The sequence below is a fragment of the Streptomyces sp. GL_140 genome (assembly GCF_057834465.1).
The window spans coordinates 8,289,663-8,312,695 of the sequence record NZ_CM174404.1; the positions used below are offsets into that span (position 1 = coordinate 8,289,663).

The 23,033-nt window shown below is 71.0% G+C and carries 19 protein-coding genes; 8 read left to right on the top strand and 11 right to left on the bottom strand.

The window, feature by feature from the left end; translation table 11 throughout:
- Window positions 1–98 precede the first annotated feature (98 nt).
- From AC3IYJ_RS38115 to AC3IYJ_RS38130, 4 genes are all read right to left on the bottom strand, one after another.
- A complete protein-coding gene (locus tag AC3IYJ_RS38115; RefSeq protein ID WP_489399079.1) occupies window positions 99–299 on the bottom strand; it encodes a ferredoxin in 201 nt (66 codons plus the stop codon).
- Between the two features lie 38 nt (window positions 300–337).
- Window positions 338–1,519, bottom strand: coding sequence for a cytochrome P450 (locus tag AC3IYJ_RS38120; protein WP_489399080.1), 1,182 nt, complete (start codon window positions 1,517–1,519; stop codon window positions 338–340).
- 30 nt (window positions 1,520–1,549) lie between these two features.
- Window positions 1,550–2,608: a DegT/DnrJ/EryC1/StrS family aminotransferase gene (locus AC3IYJ_RS38125; RefSeq protein WP_489399081.1), complete on the bottom strand. Its 1,059-nt coding sequence runs from the start codon at window positions 2,606–2,608 to the stop codon at window positions 1,550–1,552.
- A 63-nt stretch (window positions 2,609–2,671) separates the two neighbouring features.
- Window positions 2,672–4,057 carry a glycosyltransferase gene (locus AC3IYJ_RS38130; RefSeq protein ID WP_489399082.1) on the bottom strand — a complete coding sequence of 462 codons (1,386 nt, stop codon included), beginning with the start codon at window positions 4,055–4,057 and terminating at the stop codon, window positions 2,672–2,674.
- Window positions 4,058–4,382: 325 nt separating this feature from the next.
- Between AC3IYJ_RS38130 and AC3IYJ_RS38135 the strand changes: the two genes are divergently transcribed.
- The 4 genes from AC3IYJ_RS38135 to AC3IYJ_RS38150 all read left to right on the top strand — a co-directional run bounded on the left by AC3IYJ_RS38135 (window position 4,383) and on the right by AC3IYJ_RS38150 (window position 14,023).
- Window positions 4,383–7,319 carry a helix-turn-helix transcriptional regulator gene (locus AC3IYJ_RS38135; protein ID WP_489399083.1) on the top strand — a complete coding sequence of 979 codons (2,937 nt, stop codon included), beginning with the start codon at window positions 4,383–4,385 and terminating at the stop codon, window positions 7,317–7,319.
- Window positions 7,320–7,471: 152 nt separating this feature from the next.
- On the top strand, window positions 7,472–10,153 hold the full coding sequence (locus AC3IYJ_RS38140; protein WP_489399084.1) for an AAA family ATPase: 2,682 nt from the start codon (window positions 7,472–7,474) through the stop codon (window positions 10,151–10,153).
- Window positions 10,154–10,157: 4 nt separating this feature from the next.
- Entirely contained in the window at window positions 10,158–12,977 is a 2,820-nt protein-coding gene (locus tag AC3IYJ_RS38145; protein ID WP_489399085.1) for a helix-turn-helix transcriptional regulator, read from the top strand.
- Window positions 12,978–13,447: 470 nt separating this feature from the next.
- Complete coding sequence (locus AC3IYJ_RS38150; protein ID WP_489403050.1) at window positions 13,448–14,023, top strand: LuxR C-terminal-related transcriptional regulator; 576 nt, start codon at window positions 13,448–13,450, stop codon at window positions 14,021–14,023.
- On the opposite strand, the gene AC3IYJ_RS38155 is transcribed toward AC3IYJ_RS38150, so the two are convergent.
- The 3 genes from AC3IYJ_RS38155 to AC3IYJ_RS38165 all read right to left on the bottom strand — a co-directional run bounded on the left by AC3IYJ_RS38155 (window position 14,016) and on the right by AC3IYJ_RS38165 (window position 15,839).
- Complete coding sequence (locus AC3IYJ_RS38155) at window positions 14,016–14,741, bottom strand: 4'-phosphopantetheinyl transferase family protein (protein ID WP_489399086.1); 726 nt, start codon at window positions 14,739–14,741, stop codon at window positions 14,016–14,018. The genes AC3IYJ_RS38150 and AC3IYJ_RS38155 overlap by 8 nt on opposite strands.
- Window positions 14,738–14,965: a hypothetical protein gene (locus AC3IYJ_RS38160; protein ID WP_489399087.1), complete on the bottom strand. Its 228-nt coding sequence runs from the start codon at window positions 14,963–14,965 to the stop codon at window positions 14,738–14,740. The genes AC3IYJ_RS38155 and AC3IYJ_RS38160 overlap by 4 nt, the downstream gene beginning before the upstream one ends.
- A gap of 85 nt (window positions 14,966–15,050) precedes the next feature.
- Window positions 15,051–15,839, bottom strand: a complete 789-nt coding sequence (locus AC3IYJ_RS38165) for an aminotransferase class IV (protein WP_489399088.1) — start codon at window positions 15,837–15,839, stop codon at window positions 15,051–15,053.
- Window positions 15,840–16,172: 333 nt separating this feature from the next.
- Between AC3IYJ_RS38165 and AC3IYJ_RS38170 the strand changes: the two genes are divergently transcribed.
- Together AC3IYJ_RS38170 and AC3IYJ_RS38175 are read left to right on the top strand one after the other, a co-directional pair.
- Window positions 16,173–17,714, top strand: coding sequence for a hypothetical protein (locus AC3IYJ_RS38170; RefSeq protein ID WP_489399089.1), 1,542 nt, complete (start codon window positions 16,173–16,175; stop codon window positions 17,712–17,714).
- Window positions 17,715–17,922: 208 nt separating this feature from the next.
- On the top strand, window positions 17,923–18,471 hold the full coding sequence (locus AC3IYJ_RS38175) for a hypothetical protein (protein WP_489399090.1): 549 nt from the start codon (window positions 17,923–17,925) through the stop codon (window positions 18,469–18,471).
- Here the strand turns inward: AC3IYJ_RS38175 and AC3IYJ_RS38180 are convergent.
- Window positions 18,419–19,213 (bottom strand): IS5 family transposase, encoded by a 795-nt coding sequence (locus AC3IYJ_RS38180; RefSeq protein WP_489399091.1) that lies wholly within the window; start codon window positions 19,211–19,213, stop codon window positions 18,419–18,421. The genes AC3IYJ_RS38175 and AC3IYJ_RS38180 overlap by 53 nt on opposite strands.
- A 506-nt stretch (window positions 19,214–19,719) precedes the next feature.
- Here AC3IYJ_RS38180 and AC3IYJ_RS38185 point away from each other — a divergent pair.
- Both AC3IYJ_RS38185 and AC3IYJ_RS38190 read left to right on the top strand, forming a co-directional pair.
- Window positions 19,720–20,202: a hypothetical protein gene (locus tag AC3IYJ_RS38185; protein WP_489399092.1), complete on the top strand. Its 483-nt coding sequence runs from the start codon at window positions 19,720–19,722 to the stop codon at window positions 20,200–20,202.
- 406 nt (window positions 20,203–20,608) lie between these two features.
- Window positions 20,609–21,403: an IS5 family transposase gene (locus tag AC3IYJ_RS38190; protein WP_489399093.1), complete on the top strand. Its 795-nt coding sequence runs from the start codon at window positions 20,609–20,611 to the stop codon at window positions 21,401–21,403.
- On the opposite strand, the gene AC3IYJ_RS38195 is transcribed toward AC3IYJ_RS38190, so the two are convergent.
- From AC3IYJ_RS38195 to AC3IYJ_RS38205, 3 genes are all read right to left on the bottom strand, one after another.
- Window positions 21,301–21,831 carry a hypothetical protein gene (locus tag AC3IYJ_RS38195; RefSeq protein WP_489399094.1) on the bottom strand — a complete coding sequence of 177 codons (531 nt, stop codon included), beginning with the start codon at window positions 21,829–21,831 and terminating at the stop codon, window positions 21,301–21,303. The genes AC3IYJ_RS38190 and AC3IYJ_RS38195 overlap by 103 nt on opposite strands.
- A 69-nt stretch (window positions 21,832–21,900) precedes the next feature.
- Entirely contained in the window at window positions 21,901–22,179 is a 279-nt protein-coding gene (locus AC3IYJ_RS38200) for a DoxX family protein (protein ID WP_489399095.1), read from the bottom strand.
- Between the two features lie 134 nt (window positions 22,180–22,313).
- Window positions 22,314–22,907 (bottom strand): TetR/AcrR family transcriptional regulator, encoded by a 594-nt coding sequence (locus tag AC3IYJ_RS38205; protein ID WP_489399096.1) that lies wholly within the window; start codon window positions 22,905–22,907, stop codon window positions 22,314–22,316.
- Window positions 22,908–23,033: the final 126 nt, after the last annotated feature.

Below are 23,033 nucleotides of genomic sequence, written 5' to 3' on the forward strand. Positions count from 1 at the left end.
CGCGGTCCTTTCTGAGCAAAGGGGGAGGACGGGGAGGGGCCGGGCGGATACGGGCCGGGCGGGTGCGGGGCCGGCGGGTACGGGGCGACGCCGGGGGATCAGTCCTCGGCGACGGTGATGGTGATGGTGTGGGCCGGGCACAGGTCGCCCGCCTGCCACACGGCGGCGTGTTCCCCGGGTGCGGGGTGGGAGTCGAGGACGTGGACCACTCCGTCCTCGTCCTGGTCGAACACGCCGGGTGCGGACAGCACGCACTGTCCGGCGCCGACGCAGCGGTCGGTGTCCACGGTGATACGCATGGGTTCTCTTTCGGGAAGGCGGGACCGGGCGGCAGGGCCTACCAGCGGACGGGCAGTTCGTGCAGTCCGAACAGGACGCCGTCGTACTTGAACGGGAGGTCCTCCGCCCCCACGGCGAGCCGAAGGGTCGGGATCCGCTCGAACAACCGCTGGTAGACGATCTCCATCTCGGTCCGGACGAGGTTCTGTCCCAGGCACTGGTGCACGCCGTAGCCGAAGGCCACGTGATGGCGTTCGACGCGGCCCGGATCGAAGGCGTGCGGGCAGGCGAACGCCTCCGTGTCGTGGTTGGCGGCCGCGGCCAGCGGAATGATGCCCTCGCCGGCCCGGATCAGCCGGCCGCCGATCTCCACGTCCTCGACGGCCACGCGCAAGGACACCAGGTCGGCGACCGAGTGGAAGCGCAGCGTTTCCTCGACTGCCCGCGGGTCCCCGATCCACTGCGGGTTGAGCAGCAGGGTCACCACGCCGAGCGCGATGTTGTTCGCCGTCGTCTCGTGGCCCGCGATGAGCAGCAGCATCAGGACCCCGGTCATCTCCTGGGTGCTGATGGCGCCGGTGGCTAGCAGCCTGCTGACCAGGTCGTCGCCGGGCCACATCGCCTTGATGCCGACGAGCCGGTTGATGTAGCGGAGCAGTTCCTTGGCGGCGGTGTCGCGCTGCCGCTCGGTGGAGGTGCGGATGGAGACCAGGGTGCGGGTGCGGGACTCGAAGAAGTCGCGGTCCACGGGCGGTACGCCGAGCAGTGACGAGATCACCAGGGAGGGCACCGGCAGCGCGAAGTCCGCCACCAGATCGGCGGAGCCGCCGGCGGCCAGCATGGAGTCGATCAGCCCGTCCACGGTGCGTTCGATCGCCGGGCGCATCTCACGCACGCGACGCACGGTGAACTCCGGGATCAGGGCCTTGCGGAACCGGTCGTGCTCGGGCGAGTCGAGGCCGACGAACCAGCCGGGGATCTGCTCCTGGCGGGGTACCCCCATCGTGTCGCTGATGTGCGGGAAGCCCGCACGGTCGGGGTTCGCGCTGATCTTCTTGCTGGTGAGGACCGCTCGCACCTCCGCGTGCCGGGTCACCAGCCAGACCCGGTTGCCGTTCGGTAGATGGGTCAGCACCAGCCCGTCGCTGCGGCGGTACTCCTCGTAGCGGGGCGGCGGGAAGGGTTCGCCGGGGACCCGCAGCGGGAAGGGGACAACTTTCGGTTCGGCGGTGCCGGCCATGGTCTTCGTCCTCCGTCTGTCGGTGCGGGCTCAGGCCGCGCAGTAGAAGGCGCGGACCTTTCCGGTCACGTATTCCTGGTCCGAAGGGGTCAGTTCGGTGTACGTCGGCAGGTAGAGCCCGTCGTCGCTGAACCGGCTGGCGTTGAGGTACGGCCAGATGGGGTCGTGGTAGCCGGGCTGGCGGCTCATCGGCTTGAAGAACACCCGGGTCTCGATGCCCTCGGCGTCCAGGAAGGTGCGCAGCTCGTCCCGCCGCTCGGCCCGTACGTCGTACATCCACAGCACGTCGCGCTGCGGCATCACGGTGATGCCGGGGATGTCCTTCAGACCCTGGTCGTAGTGGCGTTCGATCTCGCGGCGGCGGGCGAGGAAGTCGTCGAGCTGCTCCACCTGGGCGAGCGCCATGGCCCCCTGCATGGCGGTCATGCGGAAGTTGTAGGCCAGCTTCTTGTGCAGGAAGCTGTGGTCCTTGGTGAACGCCATCGCGCGCAGATGGGCCATCTGCTCGGCCAGCCGGCGATCGTCGGTGAGGCAGATGCCGCCCTCGCCCGCCGTAATGATCTTGTTGGCGAAGAGCGAGTAACAGGCGACGTCACCCACCACGGGAATGCCGTGCGCCTCGGAGGAGTCCTCCACCACGCGCAGGTTGTAGTCGTAGGCGATATTCATGATGGCGTCCATGGCGCAGCGGCGGCCGTAGACGTGGACGGGCATGATGGCCTTCGTCCGGGGGGTGATCTTCTCCTCGATCTTGGCGGGATCGATGTTGAGGTCATCGGCGCAATCGACGAACACCGGTGTGGCACCGGTGTAGCTCACGGCCCAGGCCGAGGCCACCATGGTGAATTCCGGGACGATCACTTCGTCGCCGGCGCCTATGCCGAGGGCGCGCAGCGCCAGGGTGAGGGCCGTGGTCCCGGAGGAACAGGCGACGCCGTGCGCGATTCCGCTGTACTTGGCAAACGCTTCCTCGAAGCGCCGGACATAAGGCCCTTGGGAGGATATCCAGCCGTCGGTGATTGTTTCGGTGACATAGGCGAGTTCCTGGCCTTTCAGACTGGGCCGGGAAACGGGGTATTTGACGGACATGTCATCCTCGCTCGGAGTGGGAGGTGGAGGAGCAGGGGGTGCGGGGGTGCCCGGCGGGGCCGGTCAGGACAGGGCGGGCAGGCCGAGGAGCAGGTCGGCCGCGGCCTGCCGCCCGCCGGCCGCGCGCTGGAGCTTCCCGATCCGTTCGGCGCGCTCACGAAACCGCGGGTCGGCCAGGACCCTGGTGAGTTTGTCCACGACGTCGTCGGGGTCGACCTCCCGCGGCCGGTCCAGGGTCAGGCTCAGGCCGAGGTCCTGGCCGCGCACCGCCTGGTCGTAGCAGTCCACCCAGAGCGGGCGGACCACCATCGGCTTGCCGAAGTACATGCCCTCGTTGAAGCCGTTGCCGCCGCCGTGGGTGAAGAACGCCCGGACGTTCGCGTGGGCGAGCACGTCGAGCTGCGAGGGCAGCCAGCTCTCGATCCGCAGGTTCTCGGGCAGGGAGCCGGCGGCCGGCAGCAGGTGCTGCTGCTCGGCCGGCAGCCGCCAAAGGAACTGGTGCCGGTCCTGCATGCGGCGGGCCACCTCGACCAGGGACGCGACCTGCTCCGGGTTCAGCCGGGTGATGGTTCCGAAACCCATGTAGACCACCGAGGACTGGGCGTCGAGCCAGTCGGCGAGCCCGCCGTCGTCCTCGCCGCGCGGAGCCTCCGGCAGCGGCGGCACCATGGCCCCGACCAGCTTCATCCGGTCCGGGACCGTGAACGGGTAGTCCAGTTCGGCGACGGAATTGCACAGGACGAGTTCGGCCCGGTCGATTCTGGTCATCGGACTGGGCTTGGGCAGGCCGAGTTCCGCACGGATGCCGGCGTCCTCGGAGAGGACCTTGCCCATGGCGGGCTGGAGGAAAATGCCCAGCGTCCGGTATTTGAAGAGCTCGTTCTGCAGGCGCTGGCGGAAATTCATCGAATAGGGCAGACCGGAATGCGGTACAGGGAAACCCCGGGGAGTTCCGGACGGTCCGAAAGGATTGAGGGACGTGAGTACGTTGGTCGGCAGGAAGGGCACGCTGAGTGCAAAGGGAATGTTGCGGGCAAGTGCCACGTCGACACCGAAGGAAGCGACGCAGTCGATTACCATCAGCGACGGGTTGATCTTCTCGACGAGGGAATCCAGGCGCCGGAATTTCTCCGCCTGGAGGTCGGGTCGGTAGGACTGCCGAATCACGGCGCGGTGCGCCTTGAAACGGGAGGCCTGTGTCACCTCGCGGTACACCTCGTCCGGCCAGCTGACCGCCGAGAGCTCGGAGAAGACCTCGCCCAGCGAGGCGAACCCGACGTCCGAGCCCTCCGACACACGGGCCACATCGGCCCGCCGTGGCTCGTCGGTCGCGAACCAGAGATCCGGCACGCCCCGCCGCGCGAGCTCGGCCGCGAGGACGAGAAGCGGGTTGAGCAGGCCACTTTCCGGAAGGCTGACAAAGAGGACCGGCCGCTTGGTGGCGCTCATCGGGCTACTGGGGGCGTCATCGCCCGGTGGGGTTGGCTGCACACCTACTTGGTCTCATGGGCTGCGCAGGGAAATCCTTAGACTCCGGGGGCCGGGGCAGGCCGGCTGCGAGGCGCATGCTGAAGGCATGACGATTCACGCCGCCAGGATGGCGTCATCATTCCGTTCCTTGACGGATTTCGTACGGATCATGTTGTCTGGCTCAGGTACGCTTCCATGATTCGATGACCGCTTGGATAACTGTGGAAAAGAGCGCCGGGTGGGGGTCCGGTCCTTTCCCTTCCATGAGGGGGTTTCTTTGTCTGGCCTGCCGGGTCCGTCACCTGTGTGCGGAACTATTTTCGGCCGCGATGGCGAAATTCGCGCACTCTCCGGGCAAGCCGCGGCGGCCCGCTCCGGCCACTCGAGAATTGTGGTCCTGACCGGACCGCTCGGCATCGGAAAGAGCAGCCTCATTCAGGCGTTCCTCCAGAACCCCGGCAACGGCGGAAGTGGGGGAACGGGCGGAGGAGTGCGGGGAATGACGGCGCTGCACGGAGTGTGCGGTGCGGACACCGTCACCACTCCCTACGACGGGGTCCGGGCCATGCTGCGCCCGCTCGGCCTGGTGGGGGAGAGCACCACCCGCCACCCGCTGCTGCGTGGCGCCGCCCGCCGCGCCCTGCCCGCAGTGATGCCCGGGGCGCACAGCCGGCCCTTCGCGTTCGATGCCGACTACCCGGTGTTCCAGGGGCTCTACAGCCTCATCGCCAACCTGGCCACCCACCGCCCCCTCGCCCTCGTACTGGACGACGCCCACCTGTGCGACGAACACACCCTGCGCTGGCTCGACTTCCTGCTGCGCCGGGCGGACGGGCTGCCGCTGCTGCTGGTCCTGGCCCGCAGTTCCGAGACCGAGCCCGCCGACGGCACCCCCTGGGCGGAGTTCGCCGCCCACCCCTCGTGCACCACGGTGCCCCTGAGCCCGCTGAGCCCGGCCGCGGTCACCGAGATGGCCCGCCGTACCTTCGGCCGCCCGGTCGAGCCGGCCTTCGCCGCCCGGGTCACCGACGCCTGCGGCGGCAACCCCGGCAACGCGTCCCGACTCCTGACGGAACTGCGCCGCGCGGGTGTCCGGCCCGACCACGAAGGCGCCCGTAGCGTCACCGCACTCGGCGGCCGCCTGGTCGCACTGTCCGTCCGCGCCCTCTTCGACAGGAATCCCGGCTGGGTGGAGGACGTCGCCACGGCGATGGCCGTGCTCGGCGGGGACCTGTCCGACCACGTTGCCGCCCTGGCCGGCGTCGCGACCGTCCAGGTCGAGGACGCGGTCCGCGTACTGCGCCAGGCCGAAGTCCTGGCGCCCGGCCGCACCGACCTCGCCGGCGACGAGATACGCGCGGCGGTGCTCGAACCGCTCGGCCCCGCTCGCCTCGCCCGGCTGCGTGCCCGGGCAGCCCTGCTGCTCAGCGACGCCGGGCGCCCGGCCGAAGAAGTCGCCGGACACCTGCTGGCCATCCCCGGCGCCCCCCGGCCCTGGATGGTCTCGCTGCTGCGGGACGCCGCCGCGGCAGCCGAGGACCGCGGCGCCCCGGGCACCGCCGCGCGCTACCTGCGCCGCGTGCTCGAAGCCACGCCCGAGGACGACACCCTGCGGCTCCGGCTGGCCGGCCTCGTGGCCCAGACCGACCCGGACGCCGCCATCCTGCTGCTGAGGGACGCCCTCGACCGCGCGCCCGACCTGCGCACCCGCGCCTCGGTCGCCATGCAGTACACCACCACCTGCCTGGCCGCCGGACGGGGCGTACCCGGGGGCCACAGCCCCACCGAGGTCCTGGCCGAACTGCGCTCCGCGACCGGCCTCCGGGAACCGGCCCTGGCCCTGGAATCGGCCCTGCTCCTCATGGGATCCGCCGACCGCACCGACGCCACGACGCGGCCCGGACGCATCGGACGCACCGACGCCACTGCGCGGCCCGACCGCATCGACCGCACCACGACGCCGCCCGGACGCACCGACCGCGCGCCCGAGCCGCTGCCCGCCCACACGAACGCCGTCAGAGCCCTGGTCACCGCGCTCTACGACAGCTCGCGCGAGGCGGCGACCACCCACGCCCGCCACGCGCTGGACGTCCCGGGGCCCGGTACCTCCTGGTCCGTGCTCGCCTCCTGCACCGTGCTCGCCCTGGCCGGCGAGACCGCCGAAGCCCTCGCCACCCTGAACGAAGCCGTGGCACGGGCCGAGGCCGAAGCCGAGGCACAGGACCCGGACATCGGCTGGAGCCGCGCCCTCGCCCACTCGGCCCGCGCGCTCGTCCTGTACGGCACCGGCGCGATCGCCGAGTCGATGGCCGACGCCCGCGCGGCCCTCGCCGCGGCCGGCCGCACGGCAGTGCACCTCACCCTCCCCCGCGTGGTCCTCGCGGCGGCCCTCAGCGACCGCGGGGAGGCAGCCCGCGCCGAGTACCTGGTCCCCGGGATCGTCACCCCGTCGTCACCGGCAGGCCCCGTCATCGACCAGCAGCTCCACCTGATGGTCCGCGCCCGCGCCCGCCGCGCCCTCGGCGACCGCGAAGGGGCGCTGCGGCTGCTGCTCGCCGCCGGCCGGGCACAGCGGGAAGCCGGCCTCGCGAACCCGGTGTTCGCCCCCTGGTGGGCCGAGGCGTGCCACACCCTCGCCGCCCTGCGCCGACCGCAGGAAGCCCGCGCCCATGCCGAGTACGGCGCCGAGCTGGCCGAGCGCTGGGGCACCCCGCACGCCCTGGGAATCGCCGCCCTGGCCCGCGGAGCCATCACCCCCGGCCGGGCGGGCGTCGAACTGCTCGCCGAATCCGCCGACCTGCTGGCCGTCTCGCCGGCCCGTACCGAACACGCCCGGGCCGACTTCGAACTCGGCCGACGCCTGCTGGCCCACGGCGAACAGGCCAAGGCCCGCCCGCACCTGCGCGCCGCCGCCGACCTCGCCCACAGCTGCGGCGCGCTGTCCCTCGCGCACAGGGCCCGCCGGCTGCTCATCGCCGCGGGCGGGCGCATGCCGGAGCTCACCGGATCGAGGGAGGACCTGCTCACCGGCGCTGAACGCAAGGTCGTCGGCATGGTCCTGAACGGTGCCAGCAACCGGGAGATCGCCCAGTCCCTGTGCGTCACCCTGCGCACGGTCGAGACCCACCTCACCAGCGTCTACCGCAAACTGGGTGTCAGCCGCCGTGGGGCCCTGGCCACCACCCTCCGCACCCCGGCCCCCGCCGCGGTCGCGGCCCGCACACCCGCATGGAGCGGCTGACACCGGCGCCGGCCCATGCGCACGCACCGACCGCGCACTCCACGCACCGCCGACCCCAGAACCTGAGCACACCCATGTCTCCTTCGGCACTCCCGGACCCCAGCCGCCCGGTCGCCCGGCCGGTACCCGAACCACGCGCCACCAGCGGTCCGTTGCCGCACCACAGCCGTGAGCAGGACACCCTGAGCAACCTGCTCGACGGGCTCGCCGCGGGACGGTCGGCCGTCGTCACCCTCACCGGACGCCCGGGCTACGGTCAGAACGCCTTGGCCCGCTGGACCGCCGGGCTCGCCCGGTCCCGCGGCCCACGGGTGCTCAGCGCCCGGGCGGTCCGGTCCGAGTCAGGGCTGCGCCACGCAGCGGCCGCCCAGCTGCAGACCACTCTCGGCGCCCCCTTCCCCGACCGGCTCGCTCCGGTGCTGCGCGCCGCCCGGCAGCACCCCCTCCTGCTGGTCCTCGAAGACGCCCAGTGGGCCGACCCCGATTCGCTGTACTGGCTCCACGCGCTGGTACGGCGCTCCGCCACCGCCCCGCTGGCCGTGCTGGCCAGCGGCAGCGACGCCTGCGCCCTCGGCCCCGACTGGCGTTCCCTGACAGGGTCCTCCCCGGACCCGGCCGCCGCCCACGAACTGGTGCTGGCACCGCCGACCCCCGCCGACGCCGCACTGACCGTACGCACCGTGTGCGGTGTCGAGGGCGAGCCGGAGTTCACCGCCGCCGCCCTGCGCGCGTCGACAGAGGTCCCGGCCGTACTCCACGCCACCCTGCGGCAGTTCGCACGGCACGGTCACCTCCCGGTCGCAGGGCGGATTCCCGAACTCGAAACCATCGGCCGTACGGTGCTCGACGACCACATCGGCCGGGTCCTGCGCGGATTCCCGGCCGAGACCGTCGCGGCGCTGCGCGCCCTCGCCGTCGGCGGCCGGGTCCTCGACTTCCCGGGCGTCTGCGCCCTCGCGGGACTCGGCCACCTCAGGGAGGCCCGGCTGCGCGCCGTGCTGGACGCCACCGGATTCGTCCGTACGGGCGGCGCCGACACCCACGTCGTCGACGAGGCGCGCCCGCGGATCCTGGCCGAGATGGACCCGGCGGAGCGGTCCGGCCTCTACGGCGCCGCCGCCGCACTCGCCCACCACGCGGGCGCCTGCGACCGGGCGGTCGCCGGACTCCTGCTGAACTCCCGCCCCCTCGGGACGCCCTGGACGGTTCCGGTCCTGCGCCGCAGCTGCGAAGCGGCCCAGCGGGACGGTGACCACGCCCGGGCCGTGGCCTTCCTGGCCCGCGCCCTGCGCGAACCGCTCGACGAGCAGCGGCACGAGCTGCTGACCCTCGATCTCGCCGCCGCCGAACTCGTCACCGCTCCCGAAGCCGGCATCCGTCGGCTCGGCGAGCTCACCCGGCCCCGCAACGGCGGACGGGCCGCCCTGCGGCTGCACGCCCTGGACCTGGGGCTCGCCGCGGGCGACACCGACGGGATGCGCCGGGCCGCGGCCGAAGTCCGCCCCGTCGTCGCCGCGGAGGAACAAGAAGACCTCGTAGCTCTGTTCTGGGCGGCCGACCCGGCCGACCGGGAACACGCCGAGCGCACGGTTCCCGAGATGCCCCCGCTGCCCGCCCACCCGGCCGGCGCCCTCCAGGCCGGGCCCCGAGCCTGGCAACTCGCCCTGGCCGGCGACGGCCTGACCGCGGCGAGAGAACTCGCCCGCACCGCCCTTGCCCGGCCGGCGCGCGGCACCCCGCTCCTGCCCTACCTCGCCGCCTGCAAGGCGCTGTGCCTGACCAGGGACCACGAAGAGGCCGACGCCGGACTGAGCGCCCTGCTGAGCGGCGCACGGGCCGATGGCCGCCAGGTCGTGAGCCCCCACATCCTCGCCGCACGCGCGGAACTCAACCTGCGCCGCGGCCTGCTCGCCGCCGCCGAGCAGGACATCGGCGAGGCCGAACGGGCGCTGCCCCGGTCCGGCCGGCACCCCGCCGCGACAGCACAGTTACGGGCCGTGCGCATCGTCGTCGACCTCGAACTGGGGGAGACCGTACGAGCCGGGACGCTCGCCGCCGAACCGGCACCGGAAGCCGCCCGCCACAGCCCGTACTGGCCCCATCTGCTCTTCGCCCGCGCCATGGTGGCCGCTGCCGACCACGACCCCGTCGAGGCCGTGCACCTGCTGCGCGAATGCGGCCGCCTGCTCCTGCACCGCAACCACGTCAACCCCGCCCTGCTGCCCTGGAGATCGGCCGCCGCCAGGATCCTGAGGTCGACCGGGCAGGAAGCCGAGGCGCACCGGTTGGGCTCCGAGGAGCTGCGGCTGGCCCGCAGGTGGGGCGCCGTCGGCCCGGTCGGCTGGGCCGAGCTGAACGCCGGGCCGGTCGCCGCCCACAAGGACCCGGCCCGGGCCCGGTACGCGACGGACCTGCTCGGCCGCGGCCCGGCCGGCCCGGCCTACCAGCGCTCGCTCGCCGACCTCGCCGCCGCGGAACTCGCCGCGGGCGGCAGACGGCAGGCCGCCGCCGCGGCCGTCGCCCGGCTCAAGGCGCTCACCGCCACCCACCCGCAGGGCCCGATGGCCCGGCGTGCCCGGCGGATCGCGGCGGAACTCGCGCCCACCGGGAATCCCGGCGGAGCCGGGACCGCCGCCGCATGGACGGAGCTTTCCCCGCCCGAAGCCCGTACGGCGACACTCGCCGCCCACGGGCACAGCAACACCCAGATTGCCGGACTGCTGTCCCTGTCGCGGCGTGCCGTCGAGCTCCGGCTGAGCAGGATCTACCGCAAATTGCGGATCGGCAGCCGGGATGAACTCCGCGCCCTCGTGTGCGACATGGAAGGACGATGAGGCGATGCTGCTCGAACGGACATCCGAGACGGGGTTGGTGCGGGAGGCCCTGCACGCGGCGGCCGACGGGCGGTCTTCGCTCCTCCTGTTCACCGGCCCCCTCGGCATCGGCAGGTCCGCCTGGCTGAGGGAGCTGCCCGCACGCTTCGCCGACCAGGACGTGTGCGTCATGCGCGCCAATGCGGCCGTCATGGAACAGGACTTCGTCTTCGGCGTAGTACGTCAGCTCTTCGACAGCCTGCCCCTCGCCGCGTCGGGCGAAGAAGCGGCCGGCTCCCCGTTCGACGAGGACGCCCTGGCCGAACACTTCCTGCCGACCGGTGCGCAGGACCCGGCGGCGCCCCTCGACGCGGCCCTCCCCGACTTGCGCGAGATGCTGGCCCGGCTCGGCCGTGAACGGCCCCTGCTGATCCTCGTCGACGACCTCCAGTGGGCCGACACCTGGTCGCTGCGCTGCCTGGCCCACCTGGCGGGCCGTCCGCAGGGCCTGCGGGCGGTCCTGGTCTGCACTTTGCGCGACGGCGACGCACGCGCGGCGCACCCGCTGGTGTGCGCGGTGACCGATGCCGCCACACAAGTGATGCGGCCGGCCCCGCTGTCACACGACGCGACCGGGCAACTGGTGCGCGAACAGTTCGGCGAGAGCGGTGAGGAGGAGTTCGTCCGGGCCTGCCACAGGGCGTCCGGCGGCAACCCGGTGTTCCTGCGCTCACTGCTGCCGGCCCTCGACGCCGCCGGACTGCGGCCCACCGCCGAGCACGCCGGAACCGCCCGTACCCTGCGGCCCGCGCCGCTGCGCGAACGGCTCGCCGGCTGCCTGCGCGCACAGAACCGGCCGGTCCGATGCCTCTCCGCCGCGATCGCGACCCTGGGCGACCAGAGGGGTCCCGGCCTCGCCGCCCGGCTGGCCGGACTCGACGCGATCGAAGCGTCCGGAGCACTGCGCGCTCTGCACCGGCTCGGACTGCTCATGGCCGACGACGTCCCCAGATTCGTCCACCCGGTGGTCCAGGACGCGGCCGAAGCGGCCATGACCATGGCCGAACGGAGCAGCTGGCACGAAAGGACGGCCCTCCTGCTGCACGAGACCGGACACTCCGCCGAAGAGGTCGCGGCCCAGCTCACGGCGGCCGCCGCCCCGGGCGACGGCTGGTCCGCCGCCGTCCTACGCACCGCGGCGGACGCGGCGCTGCGCCGGGGGGATCCCCGGCAGGCGGCCCGCTTCCTGCGCCGCGCCCTGCTCGACAGCCCCGAACAGGACGAGGACCGCGCGCGCCTGCTGATCGACCTGGCGGCGGCGGAGAACGCCTATGACAACGCCGCCTGCGAACGCCACACCGCCCAGGCGATGGCCCTGCTGGAGACGCCGCACGACCGGGCCGTGGCCGCGCTGCAGATCTCACCCGGTTTCCTCTCCACCCTCAGCCCCTCCGCCGCGGACATCCTCCGACAGGCCGCCGCCGACCTCGGCGCCCCGGACCGGCTGACCGGATCGGCACGCGGCCTGGCCCTGCGGCTGGAGGCCCGACTGAGCCACAGCGCCCGTCGGGACCCCACCGAACTCGCCAAAGCCGTCCGCTGGTTGCGTGAGCGACCCGAGGAACCGGCCGTGTGCACCGGAGCCGAACGCGAACTGCTCGCCGTAGTCCTGCACGCGGCCACGCTCAGCGGTCGGATGCCCGCGTACGAAGCGGCCCGGCAGGCCGAGCGGATCCTGGAGCGGGTACCGGCCACCGGGACGGGATCCTCGTCCGTCCTGGCACTGCTGGCGCCGGTGTTCACCGGCGCGGACCAAGTGGACACCCTCGCCGGTTGGCTCGCGGCACGAGAACAGCACCGGCGCCGGGACGGGGACGGGCCGGAGCCGCTGGTCCAGGTCGAACTGGCGATGGTCTTCCTGGCCCGCGGCCGGCTGGCACACGCGCGGGAGCATGCCGAGCGGGCCTTCGACGATGCCGCGGGCCACTGGCCGGACGGCGCCGCGATGGCTGTCGCCGTGCTGGCCGCCGTGGCATTGGAGGGCAGGGACCCGGCACTGCGCGAGCGGGTGAGGGCCGAGACCGGCGGACAGCGAGCCGCCGGAAACCTGCTCTGCACCACCATGCTGCGACTGACGGAGGTGCAGGTGGAGTCCCAACGGGGCGAGCTGGACCGAGCCCTGGACACGGTCCTCGCCTGCGGCCGCCAACTGGAGGCATCCGGTTGGCGCAACCCCGTGCTGTTCCCGTGGCGGCCCTGGGCGATCCGCCTCATGCACCGTCGCGGTGACCTCGACACCGCCTGGGCGCTCGCCGAGGAGGAGTACGAACAGGCCCGGATCTGGGGCGCTCCGGTCGCGATCGGGCGCGCCCAGAGGCTACGGGGCCGGCTCCGCGGCGACAGCGAGGGTACGGCCCTGCTGCGGGACGCCGTGGACGTACTGCGAGGTTCGGCCAATGAGCTCGAACTGGCCCGGGCCCTGCGGGCGCTGGCCCGCTCGGTGCGCGATGCCCCGGAGGCGCGGGACCTGCTGCGCGAGTCGGCGGCGCTCGCGATGGCCTGTGGGGTCCCCTGGAAGTCGGAGCGGGCCCGCTCGGGCACACCCGGCCAGGCCGGCGCTCCGTCCCCAACGTCCCTCACCCGCACCGAGTCCCGGGTGGCGGCCCTGGCAGGCAGCGGCCGCACCAACCAGGAGATCGCCACGGAACTCGGGGTCGGTTCCCGGGTGGTGGAAAAGCATTTGACGAATTCCTATCGAAAACTCGGCATTTCCGGACGGCCGCAACTCAAGGCCATTCTGGGAGGCGCGGGGAAGACCTCTGCGGAACCTTTACCGCACCGGTGACGCTTCGGTGGAGGGGGGATGGTTCGGTGTCCCGGCAGACCGCTTCGGTGCACCGCCCGACCCCGCCCGCCAAAGCCCCGCCACGTCCCGTATGCCGTCTGACCTGAGGCGGAGGGCGACCGCACCGTACCGAACCACCGAAGCGGAAGAGACGTACCGAACCCTTGGATCCGATCACCACGGTGTTGGCCTCAAGGGGTCCTCCAGCGTTGACCAAGGCGAAGTCGACTACCTAGTGTTCACCGCGGAGTCCAGTCCGGACAAAGAATTCTCACAAAGGTCCCGCTGGGCTCGCGGGGGGCTCGCAGCAGTCGTTCGAAACACCTCACGCCATGAAAGGACAGAGATATTCCATGGCGACTTCCATACCCGCGCCGGGGGACCTGGCGCAGACCAGGCCCGAAGACCTCACCGCCCGTCCGACGGGCCCCGTCGAAGAGCACCCGCTGTTCAGCCGGCCGGGTCTCACCATGGCCTGCCTCGACCGGAGTCTGACCGTGCGGCAGGCGAACCAGGAGTTCTTCGGAAGGTTCGGCGGGGAATCGACGCAGCCCTGCGGCAGGCCGTTCACCGACCTGGTGCACCCCAGCGTCCAGCAGCCCCTCCTGCGGAAGTTCGCCGGGCTCACCGAGGGCAAGAGGGACCGCTTCACCAGTGAGGTGCTCGCCGTCGGACCCGATGGCCGGGCCTTCACGGCCTCCCTCTCGGCGTGCGCCGTACGCAGCGGCACCCCCGACGTGTCGGCGATCTGGGTGATGATGGCATCGGGCGACGAGCCGGTGGACGGTGAGGTCATGCCCAGCCGGAAGAAGATTCTGAGCGAGATCGACGCCCAGATCCTCGAAGGCATCGCCGCCGGAGTCTCGACGATTCCGCTCGCCGCGCGGCTCTACCTGAGTCGGCAGGGAGTCGAATACCACGTGACCTGTCTGTTCCGGAAGCTACGGGTGCCCAACCGGGCGGCGTTGGTCTCGCGCGCCTACTCCATGGGCGTGCTGAAGGTGGGTGTGTGGCCGCCCAAGGTCGTCCAGGACTTCGTCAGGTAGCCGGCACCGGGGTGTGCACGGGGGAGGCCGGGGCCGCGGGCCCGGCGGCCGTCTCCTGCGCCGCGGGAACCGCGAGTGCGGCCACCAGGAGGCCACCGCTGAGCAGCCACCGGCCTTTCAGCAGGTCGAGCGGGCGGCCGCACTGCCGCAAGGGCGACGGCACCAGGATCCGCGCGGAGAAGGCCGCGGCCGAAACGTCGATCGTGATCCGCGCATCCTCGAACTCGAGCCGACGAGCGGTCCCCGGGAACCAGGCTTTGTAGACGGTCTCCTTCAGACTGAACAGCAGGCGGTCCCAGTGGACGCCCGGCGAGACGATCCCCAACTCGCGCACCATGACCAGCTCCTCGGGCAACGCGATGCTCTCCAACACCCCTGCGGGCAAGGGTGCATGGGGCTCCGCGTCCACGCTGAGCAGGCGCACGTCCGAGCTGCGGGCCACCGCGGCCGCCCGGTACCCCGCGCAGTGCGTGATGCTGCCGACCACACCCTCCGGCCAGCGGGGGGAGTGGTGCGGGCCGGGCAGCAACGGCGCCTCCGGGACGTGCAGTTCGGCGAGCGCCTGCTTCGCACACCACCGACCGGTCGCGAACTCCCGCCGACGGGCGCCGATCGCATGCCGGACGACCAGAGCCTCCAGGGGGTGCAGGGACGCCTGCGGCAAATCTTCGAAGGCGTCGACACCCACCACGCACTGCGGGAGAATACGCTTGATCACGTAGATCCCACTTCTGCGTGGCCGCTCGCAGGAGGGGCCAACTGCGACCAGACACGGATCAGATGGATGGCCCACTGCGGGCCGTCCGCCATCGGCGGGGGCTCCGCTGGCGGCAGCGGCACGGCGACGGGCGCGGAAGCCGACGCGAGTACGGAGTTCAGCGAGTGCAGATCACACACCCAGGCCAGCAGCCCCTGCACGCCCGCTTCTTCGACCGGCGCCATGACACCACCCCTCTCCTGGTGACCAGGTCTCGAGGCTATGTACGGCGGGGCTAGTGAAACTCGTAGGGACGGACGCCCGATGGCACTACAGCCGTTCCAGCGGCACGCGCGCGTACGCCTCCCGCAGAGCGGTGACCACCGGGTCGTCGCCGCGGAAGACGACCTCGTCCACCGAGCCCACCGACCGCACACCGACGACCGTGTTCGTCGCGAACGCGGCCCGCATCGACCGCAGCAGACCGTCCGTCATCGGCGCGGTGACATGCCGGCCGTGGGCCGACCGAAGCAGCCGCATGGTGACCCCGGGCAGGACCTCGGCCTCCGGCCACACCACGGTCCCGGCCGCGTCCACGAAGCCCACGTTCCAGGTGCAGCCCTCGGAGACCAGCCCGTCCGCACCGGTGAACAGCACATCGTCGAACCCGGCGAGCCGCGCCGAGCGCCGCAGCCGCAGCTGCCCGAAGAGCGCCACGTGCTTCACCGCCGGTGCGTCACGCCGGTAGGTGAGGCGCTGTACCCGCAGTGCGGGCAGCGGGTCCGCGGCGCCGCCCGCGGGCCGCGTCGTCACCAGCAAGCGGGGCCGGGCCTCCCGCTCCGGGGCAGCCGGATCCAGCCCCGGGCCGAACACCGTGACGCGCACGGTACGCCTGCCGGAGTGCCCGCCCGCTTCCCGCCGTACGCACTCCCGAACCCACTCGGGATCGAGCTCAGCGCCGAACACCGTCCGGCAGTCGCCGATCAGCCGGTCGAGGTGGAGCGAGAGCCCCCGTACCGCGCAGTCCTCCACGACCATGGTGGTGAAGTGCCCGTAGTTCGTGAGCGCCAGGGCCTGCAGGTCGGCGAGGCCGACGGGTGACCCGTTCAAGGTAGCCATGCCCGCAGTCTGCTGCCACGGGCCTGGTGATTCGCCCAGGCCCGCACGGTCGAGCGCAGCCACCCGCCCACACCCATCAGGCGCAAGGATTCGCAAATGCGCGTTCTCGCAGCATGTGCGGCCATTCGGCCGACCACTCTGGCCCCACTGCCGGCGGGCCAAAGGCCATCGCACACGCCGAACCGATTGAAAGGGGCACCACCACAGCCCGAGGTCAAGGGACGGAAGCCCACCGAAAGGAACTGTTTCCCGGGCGAGGGGTACTGCAGAAGCGATGACATAGACAGGTGGTGAAGGACTGATCTGTTTCGCCTTGAATGCAAGGAGTGTGTGATGACGTCTCGGGCGTTGTTTGATGCGGCCTTCACGATTCCTGATCCGGGTGGGTCGGTGTCGTCGGGGTATTTCCTGTCGGATGGCATTTATGTGCGCTACCAGTGGGGCGCGGGTGATACCGCGAATGCCCGGCAGGAGGGGAAGCGGGCGGCCTTCGGCCGGATCGCCGACCTGATGCCGGGGCTGCCGGACGACTACTCCCGTGACCTCGACGCCGCGTGCGGCTACAACCCGGCACACATCTATCTGGTCAAGAACGGCATGTACATCATCTACGACTTCCAGAACAAGCAGCTGCAGCAGGCCGATCCGCAGCCGCTCTGCGGCCCGGACAACCTGTTCAGTGCCGTCCCAGCCGACTTCGCCGTCACTTCCACCGTCGCCTTCGACGGCGCGGGCGACAGCGGCGCGGAGCGCCGGTGCTACCTCTTCGGCGGCCGGCAGGTCTACCGCTGCGGCTTCGACGACGGCAGCGCCGACGGCCCGTACGACATCGCCGACCTCTGGCCCCTCCTCAGCCAGAACTTCGGCGCACGCGTCGACTACGCCCTGCCCAACCCCGACGCCAGCACCCTCTACCTCTTCGGCAACGACGGCACCTCCGACACCTACGCCGAAACCGACCCCCACCACACCGCACAGGACGGAACCACCGGACGCAACCGGCCACCCACCGCCTTCACCAACGACACCTGGCACGACATGCGACAAAAGACCTTCAGCGAGCCCGGTACGTACGCCTTCTTCCCCCATGGCAACATGCGGCTCACCGCACGCCTATGGGGCGCCGGAGGAGGCGCGGGAGGACAGGGCAAGGGCGGTGCAGGAGGTAAGGGAGGCGGTGGCGCCTACATGACCGGCCTTCTTACGCGTTGGACTCCGGGCACACCGGTGAGTGTTCTCGTCGGCAAGGACGGGCAAGCGGGCAGCGCGGGTGACGCGGGGGCCGGAGGGGGTGCGGGCGGTCTGACCTCTGCGACGTCGGGGACGGGACAGGCTTTGGTCGTGGGAGCAGGCGGTGGTGGTGGCGGCGGTGGCGGCCAGAGTGTGACGAGTATGCGGGGAGGGGATGGAGGCGCTGGCGGTTGGGAGGGGGCATCGCGGGCTCATGGTGTACCCCAGACCGGTGGCCTTACTGCCGGTGATCTTGGAGCCGGCAGTGAAGACGGCGGCGACGCTGAGGGATCCAACGGCGGCCGGGGTGGTGCAGGCACTGGCGGGGCGGGGGCGCCAGGCCACGGGTCGCAGAATGGTACCGGGAACGGCGGAAGCGGCGGGGCTGGAGCCCGTGCGGGCGGACCTGGCGGGCAGGGAGGCAAATCCCTCTTCAACGGACCCACGCAGGATGACCCTTGGCAGCGGGGCGGTGGCGGCGGGGGTGCTGGTGGTGGTAGCCATGGTGGCTGGGAGAACTGCATGGGGCTGGGTGGCAACGGAAAGCAGTCTGCCGGAACCGACCAGCCTGGGCACGCTGCCACGGTAGGCCTCGGCGGCGACAACGGCGACGGCGGGCCAGGCCTCGTCGTCCTCACCTGGTAGGCCTTGGGAGGCTGTCCTTCCCCATCTGCTGACGGCTCTCATCTGATCAAGGCATCTACCCAGCGGGCCCAGTCGCTTCCCTTCGGGTCTCAGAAGCCGTATCTCAACCGAACGTGATCGCTTGATTCCTGCTGGTCAGGCATGGTTTCGGTCGGGGTGAGGGAGGCATCCGGCGTTCTGCTTCCGCTTGTTCGTCGAGGGGTGCGTGATGGCGTCGGTGCTGGGGTTGCTGGAGGCGCGGGAAGCGTCTGCCCGCGAGCGGGTGGAGGTCCTGCGGGAGGAGGCGGCCCGTGCGGCTGTGGCGTTGGAGGCCGGTGAGATCGAGCTGGACCGGCGGGTGATCGCACGGGAAGAGCTCGTCGACGCCCTGGCTGCATCCGCCGCCGGGACCACTGCCGCGACGGAGGCCGAGGGCGAGGGCGCAACGGTGCCCGCCCCCGTTCCCGCGCCTGCGTCCGCGTCGGTTCCGGGGGCGGTGGTGCCGCCCTGGCGGGAGGGGCTTCAGGTGTCGGTGCTCTCGCCGGACAATCAGCGGATCTTGAATGTGCTGCAGGACCGGCCGGGTCTGGAACCCTTGCAGGCCAAGGACATTGCGGCCGTGATGGGCATCGACGCGGCGGTGGCGGCGAAGGTCGAGGGGGTGCGCTCGAAGGCGAGACGCCTGGCCGAGCGGGGCTGGTTGCTCCAGGAGGCGTCGGGGGCGTTCAGCGCCGGCCGCAGGCGTGTGGCCGGGCCAGGCGGCGGCCCATCCGCGTGATCATCGAGAACAGGATCATCGCCTCGCTGGTCGCGGGCAGCGTTTCGTAGTCCCGGCACAAACGGCGCGAGTGCATCAACCACGCCAGCGTGCGCTCTACCACCCGGCGTCTTGGCAGCACCACGAACCCTTCCATGTCGTCGGTGCGCTTGACGATTTCCACCGTCAGGGTGAGTTTCTCCTTCGCCCAGCCGACGAGGCCGCCGGTGTAGCCACCGTCCGCCCAGACCAGGCAGATGTCCCGGTGCAGGGCCCGCAGCCTGGTCAGCAGGCCGACGGCTGCATCTCGGTCCCCGATGTTCGCGGCGGTCACGGCCACGACCAGCAGCAGGCCCAGACAGTCGGTCACGATGTGCCGCTTCCTCCCGTTGACCGGCTTCCCGCCGTCGAACCCGCGTGTGGCGGCCGGCACCGTCGCGGCGGCCTTCACCGACTGCGCGTCGATGATCCCCGCCGTCGGTTCCGCCTCGCGCCCCTCGCGCTCCCGTACCCGTCCGCGCAGCCGGTCATGGAACTCCGCGACCAGCCCGTTCTCGCGCCAGCGACGGAAGAAGGCATAGACCCGGGCCCAGGCGGGGAAGTCCGTGGGCATCGACCGCCAGGAAATCCCGCCCGCGACCAGGTAGCGGATCGCGTCCAACATCTGGCGGTGGCAGTAGCCCTCGGGCCGCCCGCCCCGGCCCTCCAGCCAGGCCGGCGTCGGCAGCAACGGCCGCACCACCGCCCACTCCGCGTCCGACATGTCCGACGGATACCGCGGCTCCCGCCCGGGATGATCGGCAGCGTTGCCGTACACGTGCGCGAGACAATCGCACGACATGACGGTCGAGTTGAACTTGACAGGCGCAACGGCGTACACATGTGACAACAGGGCCTCCTGGTACTGCTCGGTCAGATTCGCATCCCCGAGCTACCGAGAGGCCCTGCCCTCATGCGCATACCGCCGGAAGATCACCCCATCAGGAACCCTGTTCGACCCGCACGTTCCACGATCGGTTGAGATACGGCTTCCCAACTCACCTACCCCATCAATAACTTGACAACGCGCAGGGACGTAATCACCGATGTGTGAGTGAGTGTTGGCCTGTTTGGTGTGTGTTGTGCCGGGGGATGAGGCTCGTGGCTATGCCAGGCGGCGTGCCGACGGGCTCGCCTTACGCTTTCCATCGTGGAAGGGGCTCCACCATGTCACTGCTAGGACATATACCGCATGTGTGCCATCGGGCCGTCAAGGCGCTACTTGTAGCTGTGTTCGCCATAGTCGTTACCGTCCCATGGAGCACCACCGCTCATGCCGTAACGGTCGACGCCCAGTGCACAGGTACTCAAAACATTACGTACTCGCCAGGGCTACGGCTGCTCAACCAGACGGTCACCACGACCGGCGACACCACTTATGCCTGCACCGGCGGCCAGGTGACCTCAGGCCACACCAGCTTCACTGCTACCAATAGCCGAAGCTGCCTGAGCGCCGTCGGCGTTGGCTTCACTACGACCATTACCTGGAACGACGGGAGCACCAGCACAATCACCGGAACGTCGACCGTGGCCACCGTGGACGGCAACACCGTCGTCACCAGGACGGGTACCGTCACGGCCGGGCGATTCCAGGGAGCGCAGGTTCTCGATGTCGCCACTGGACCCACCATCGCCGGCCTCACCGCATGCCTTACCGCCCCTGGCCTGACCGGCACCACCGAATATCTCACTCGCACCATCACCACCCTGTGACCAGGTCTCCGGCCGCCTCGCGGCGGCCGGAGACAGGACATTCCTCCAAAAGGCGTTATCAAGTTGTTGATGGGGCAGGTGAGTTGAGGTATGCCAGTGGTGCTGGCAGTGCGTAAGCCAGGCGGTTGGGGCCGTGAGAAGCCGTATCTCAACCGATCATGGAACGTGCGGGTCGAACAGGTTTCCCGCCGGGGTGATCTTCCCGTTGTGCGCGCATGAAGACAGGGCCTCTCGGTAGCTCGGGGATGCGAATCTGACCGAGCAGTGCCGGGAGGCCCTGGTGTCTATGTTGTACGCGTCCGAGCCCGTTCACTTCAACTCGGCTGCTCTATCGTGTGATTGCCTCGCGCACGTGTACGGCAACGCGGCCGGTCATCCGGACCGGGAACGCCGGTATCCCTCCGACATGTCCGACGCGGAGTGGGCGGCCATCCGGCCGTTGCTGCCGGTGTCGGCCTGGCTGAACGGGCGGGGCGGACGCCCCGAGGGCTACTGCCACCGCCGGCTGCTGGACGCGGTCCGCTACCTGGTCGCGGGCGGGATCTCCTGGCGGGCGATGCCCGTGGACTTCCCCGATTGGGGGCGGGTCTACGCCTTCTTCCGCCGCTGGCGCGAGCACGGGCTGATCACAGAGTGCCACGACCGGCTGCGCGGACAGGTGCGTGAGCGGGAGGGCCGTGAGGCGGAGCGGACGGCCGGGATCATCGACGCGCAGTCGGTGAAGGCCGCGGCCTCGGTGCCGTCCGCCTCGCGCGGCTACGACGGTGGGAAGAAGGTGGGCGGCCGCAAGCGGCACATCGTGACCGACTGCCTCGGTCTGCTGCTGGTCGTCGCGGTGACCGCCGCGAACGTCGGGGACCGGGATGCCGCGGCGGGCCTGCTGCAGCGGCTGCGCCGCCTGCACCGTGACATCTGCCTGGTCTGGGCCGACGGCGGTTACACCGGCGGCCTGGTCGACTGGTCCCGGGACAAACGCGCGCTCACCCTTCAGGTCGTCAAGCGCACCGACGATATGGAGGGGTTCGTGGTGCTGCCGAGGCGCTGGGTGGTAGAGCGCACGTTCGCGTGGTTGATGCATTCGCGCCGGCTGGCCCGGGACTACGAGACGTTGCCGGCCAGCAGCGAGGCGATGATCCGGTGGTCGATGGTCACGCGGATGGGGCGGCGCCTGGCACGGCCACGGGCCGCCGGCCGGCACTGAACATCCCCGACGTCTCCTGCATGAGCCACCCGCGCTCCGCCAGCCGCCTGGCCTTCGAGCGCACCCCCTCGACCTTCGCCGACGTCGCCTGAAGGCTTCGCCGTGATGTCCTTGGCCTTCATCGGTCCTTGACCCGCTGGCTGCCGCTCGTCGAGCACGCCCAGAATTTGCTGGTAGTCCGGCGCCAGCACCGTCACCGGCAATCCTTCGCGCCAGGGCGGCACGATTGAGCCTGGTACCGGCGCGGGCGAGGGCACGGTTTTCCGCTCAGCCTCCGCCTCGGTCGCGGCGGTGGTCTCGGCAGCCGAGGCTGCCGGGGCCTCGACCAGCTCTTCCCGCGCGATCACCCGCCGGTCCAGCTCGATCTCGGCGACCTCCAACACCCCGGCCAGCCGGGCGGCTTCCTCCCGCAGCCCTTCAACCCGCACACGGATACGGCTTCTGAGGAACGCGTAGCTGTGCTGGTGAGCACCAACAGGTCTGGGGAGTGCCGGTGCTCAGAACCTGCCGAGGGCCACGAAGAGGCAGATGAGCAGGAGGAGCATGTTGGCGCCGAAGACCTGCTTGTACTCCCGCAGGCTCCAGTGCGCGACTGCCGCGCCGATCATGACCGCGATGAGGCCGACGGCGGCCATCGGGGTGAGGACCGGGGCTATACCGGTCAGCCGGGGAGCGATGAGCCCGAGCGCCGCCGCGATCTCCAGTGCGGCAACCACGCGGATCACCGGCAGGGGGAAAGGCGCGACGCCGGTCTGGCCCGTCGCGATCATCTTCATCTTTCGTCTGGGTCGACTTCAGGAATCCTGAGCCCAGGAAGACGGCGGCCAGCAGACCCTGCGCGATCCACAATGCGATGTTCATCGAGCTACTCCGACTTTCTGTACCGGTTGATGTGTTGTGCTGGCACTGCTCAGGAGCCGGGCCGCTGGAGGAGCCCTTCGGCGAGGTCCACGAAGGCAGCCACCAGGCGGTCCTCGTCGAGGCCGCTGGGGTGGGTGGCGAACACGTCCCGCAGCAGCCAGAAGTGCGAGACGGCCCCCACGAGCGCCACGGCCAGCGCGTCCCAGTCCCGTTCCGCGGGGCCGGCTTGCATCCGCAGCCACTGCGCCACCGCGGCGTGGATACGGCGCATCTCGCCCTCGCGGACCTCGTCCAGCAGCGCCGGAAAGGCGGCCAGGTCGCGCACTACCATCCGGTTGAGGTCGCGCTCCTCGTCCAGACGGCGCAGACCGGCGCGAGCCAGTGTCGCCAGCCGCTCGCGCAACGGCAGCGCGGCTACGGCCTGCATGTCACCGAGAAGTGTGAGGAGTCCGGAGTTCTCGGCGATCTTCGAACGCACACCCTCGGCCAGCAGCTCCTCCTTCGAGCGGAAGTGCCGGTAGAGGGCTCCGGAACCCGGCGACAGCCCGGCGGCCCGTTCGATCTCGGCGATCGTCGTTTTGGCGTAGCCCCGCTCGCCGAAGAGCCGCATGGCCTCCGCCACGACGCGCGTACGACTGTCCATGTCTCACCCCTCGCAAGTAAGTACTTACTTATGATCGATCATAGTGGAGATCGCAGCGCACGCAAAGAAGTGCCGTCATGGCAGGTTCGGTGGGGCCCAGGCGACTCTTGTGAGGGCTGGCTGCAC

Excerpts from the sequence above, each read along its gene's own strand:
- AC3IYJ_RS38115 (WP_489399079.1), bottom strand. The coding sequence starts at position 299 with ATGCGTATCACCGTGGACACCGACCGCTGCGTCGGCGCCGGACAGTGC.
- AC3IYJ_RS38120 (WP_489399080.1), bottom strand. The coding sequence starts at position 1,519 with ATGGCCGGCACCGCCGAACCGAAAGTTGTCCCCTTCCCGCTGCGGGTC.
- AC3IYJ_RS38125 (WP_489399081.1), bottom strand. The coding sequence starts at position 2,608 with ATGTCCGTCAAATACCCCGTTTCCCGGCCCAGTCTGAAAGGCCAGGAA.
- AC3IYJ_RS38130 (WP_489399082.1), bottom strand. The coding sequence starts at position 4,057 with ATGAGCGCCACCAAGCGGCCGGTCCTCTTTGTCAGCCTTCCGGAAAGT.
- AC3IYJ_RS38145 (WP_489399085.1), top strand. The coding sequence starts at position 10,158 with ATGCTGCTCGAACGGACATCCGAGACGGGGTTGGTGCGGGAGGCCCTG.
- AC3IYJ_RS38150 (WP_489403050.1), top strand. The coding sequence starts at position 13,448 with ATGGCCTGCCTCGACCGGAGTCTGACCGTGCGGCAGGCGAACCAGGAG.
- AC3IYJ_RS38160 (WP_489399087.1), bottom strand. The coding sequence starts at position 14,965 with ATGGCGCCGGTCGAAGAAGCGGGCGTGCAGGGGCTGCTGGCCTGGGTG.
- AC3IYJ_RS38165 (WP_489399088.1), bottom strand. The coding sequence starts at position 15,839 with ATGGCTACCTTGAACGGGTCACCCGTCGGCCTCGCCGACCTGCAGGCC.
- AC3IYJ_RS38170 (WP_489399089.1), top strand. The coding sequence starts at position 16,173 with ATGACGTCTCGGGCGTTGTTTGATGCGGCCTTCACGATTCCTGATCCG.
- AC3IYJ_RS38175 (WP_489399090.1), top strand. The coding sequence starts at position 17,923 with ATGGCGTCGGTGCTGGGGTTGCTGGAGGCGCGGGAAGCGTCTGCCCGC.
- AC3IYJ_RS38180 (WP_489399091.1), bottom strand. The coding sequence starts at position 19,213 with ATGTCGGACGCGGAGTGGGCGGTGGTGCGGCCGTTGCTGCCGACGCCG.
- AC3IYJ_RS38190 (WP_489399093.1), top strand. The coding sequence starts at position 20,609 with ATGTCCGACGCGGAGTGGGCGGCCATCCGGCCGTTGCTGCCGGTGTCG.
- AC3IYJ_RS38200 (WP_489399095.1), bottom strand. The coding sequence starts at position 22,179 with ATGAAGATGATCGCGACGGGCCAGACCGGCGTCGCGCCTTTCCCCCTG.
- AC3IYJ_RS38205 (WP_489399096.1), bottom strand. The coding sequence starts at position 22,907 with ATGGACAGTCGTACGCGCGTCGTGGCGGAGGCCATGCGGCTCTTCGGC.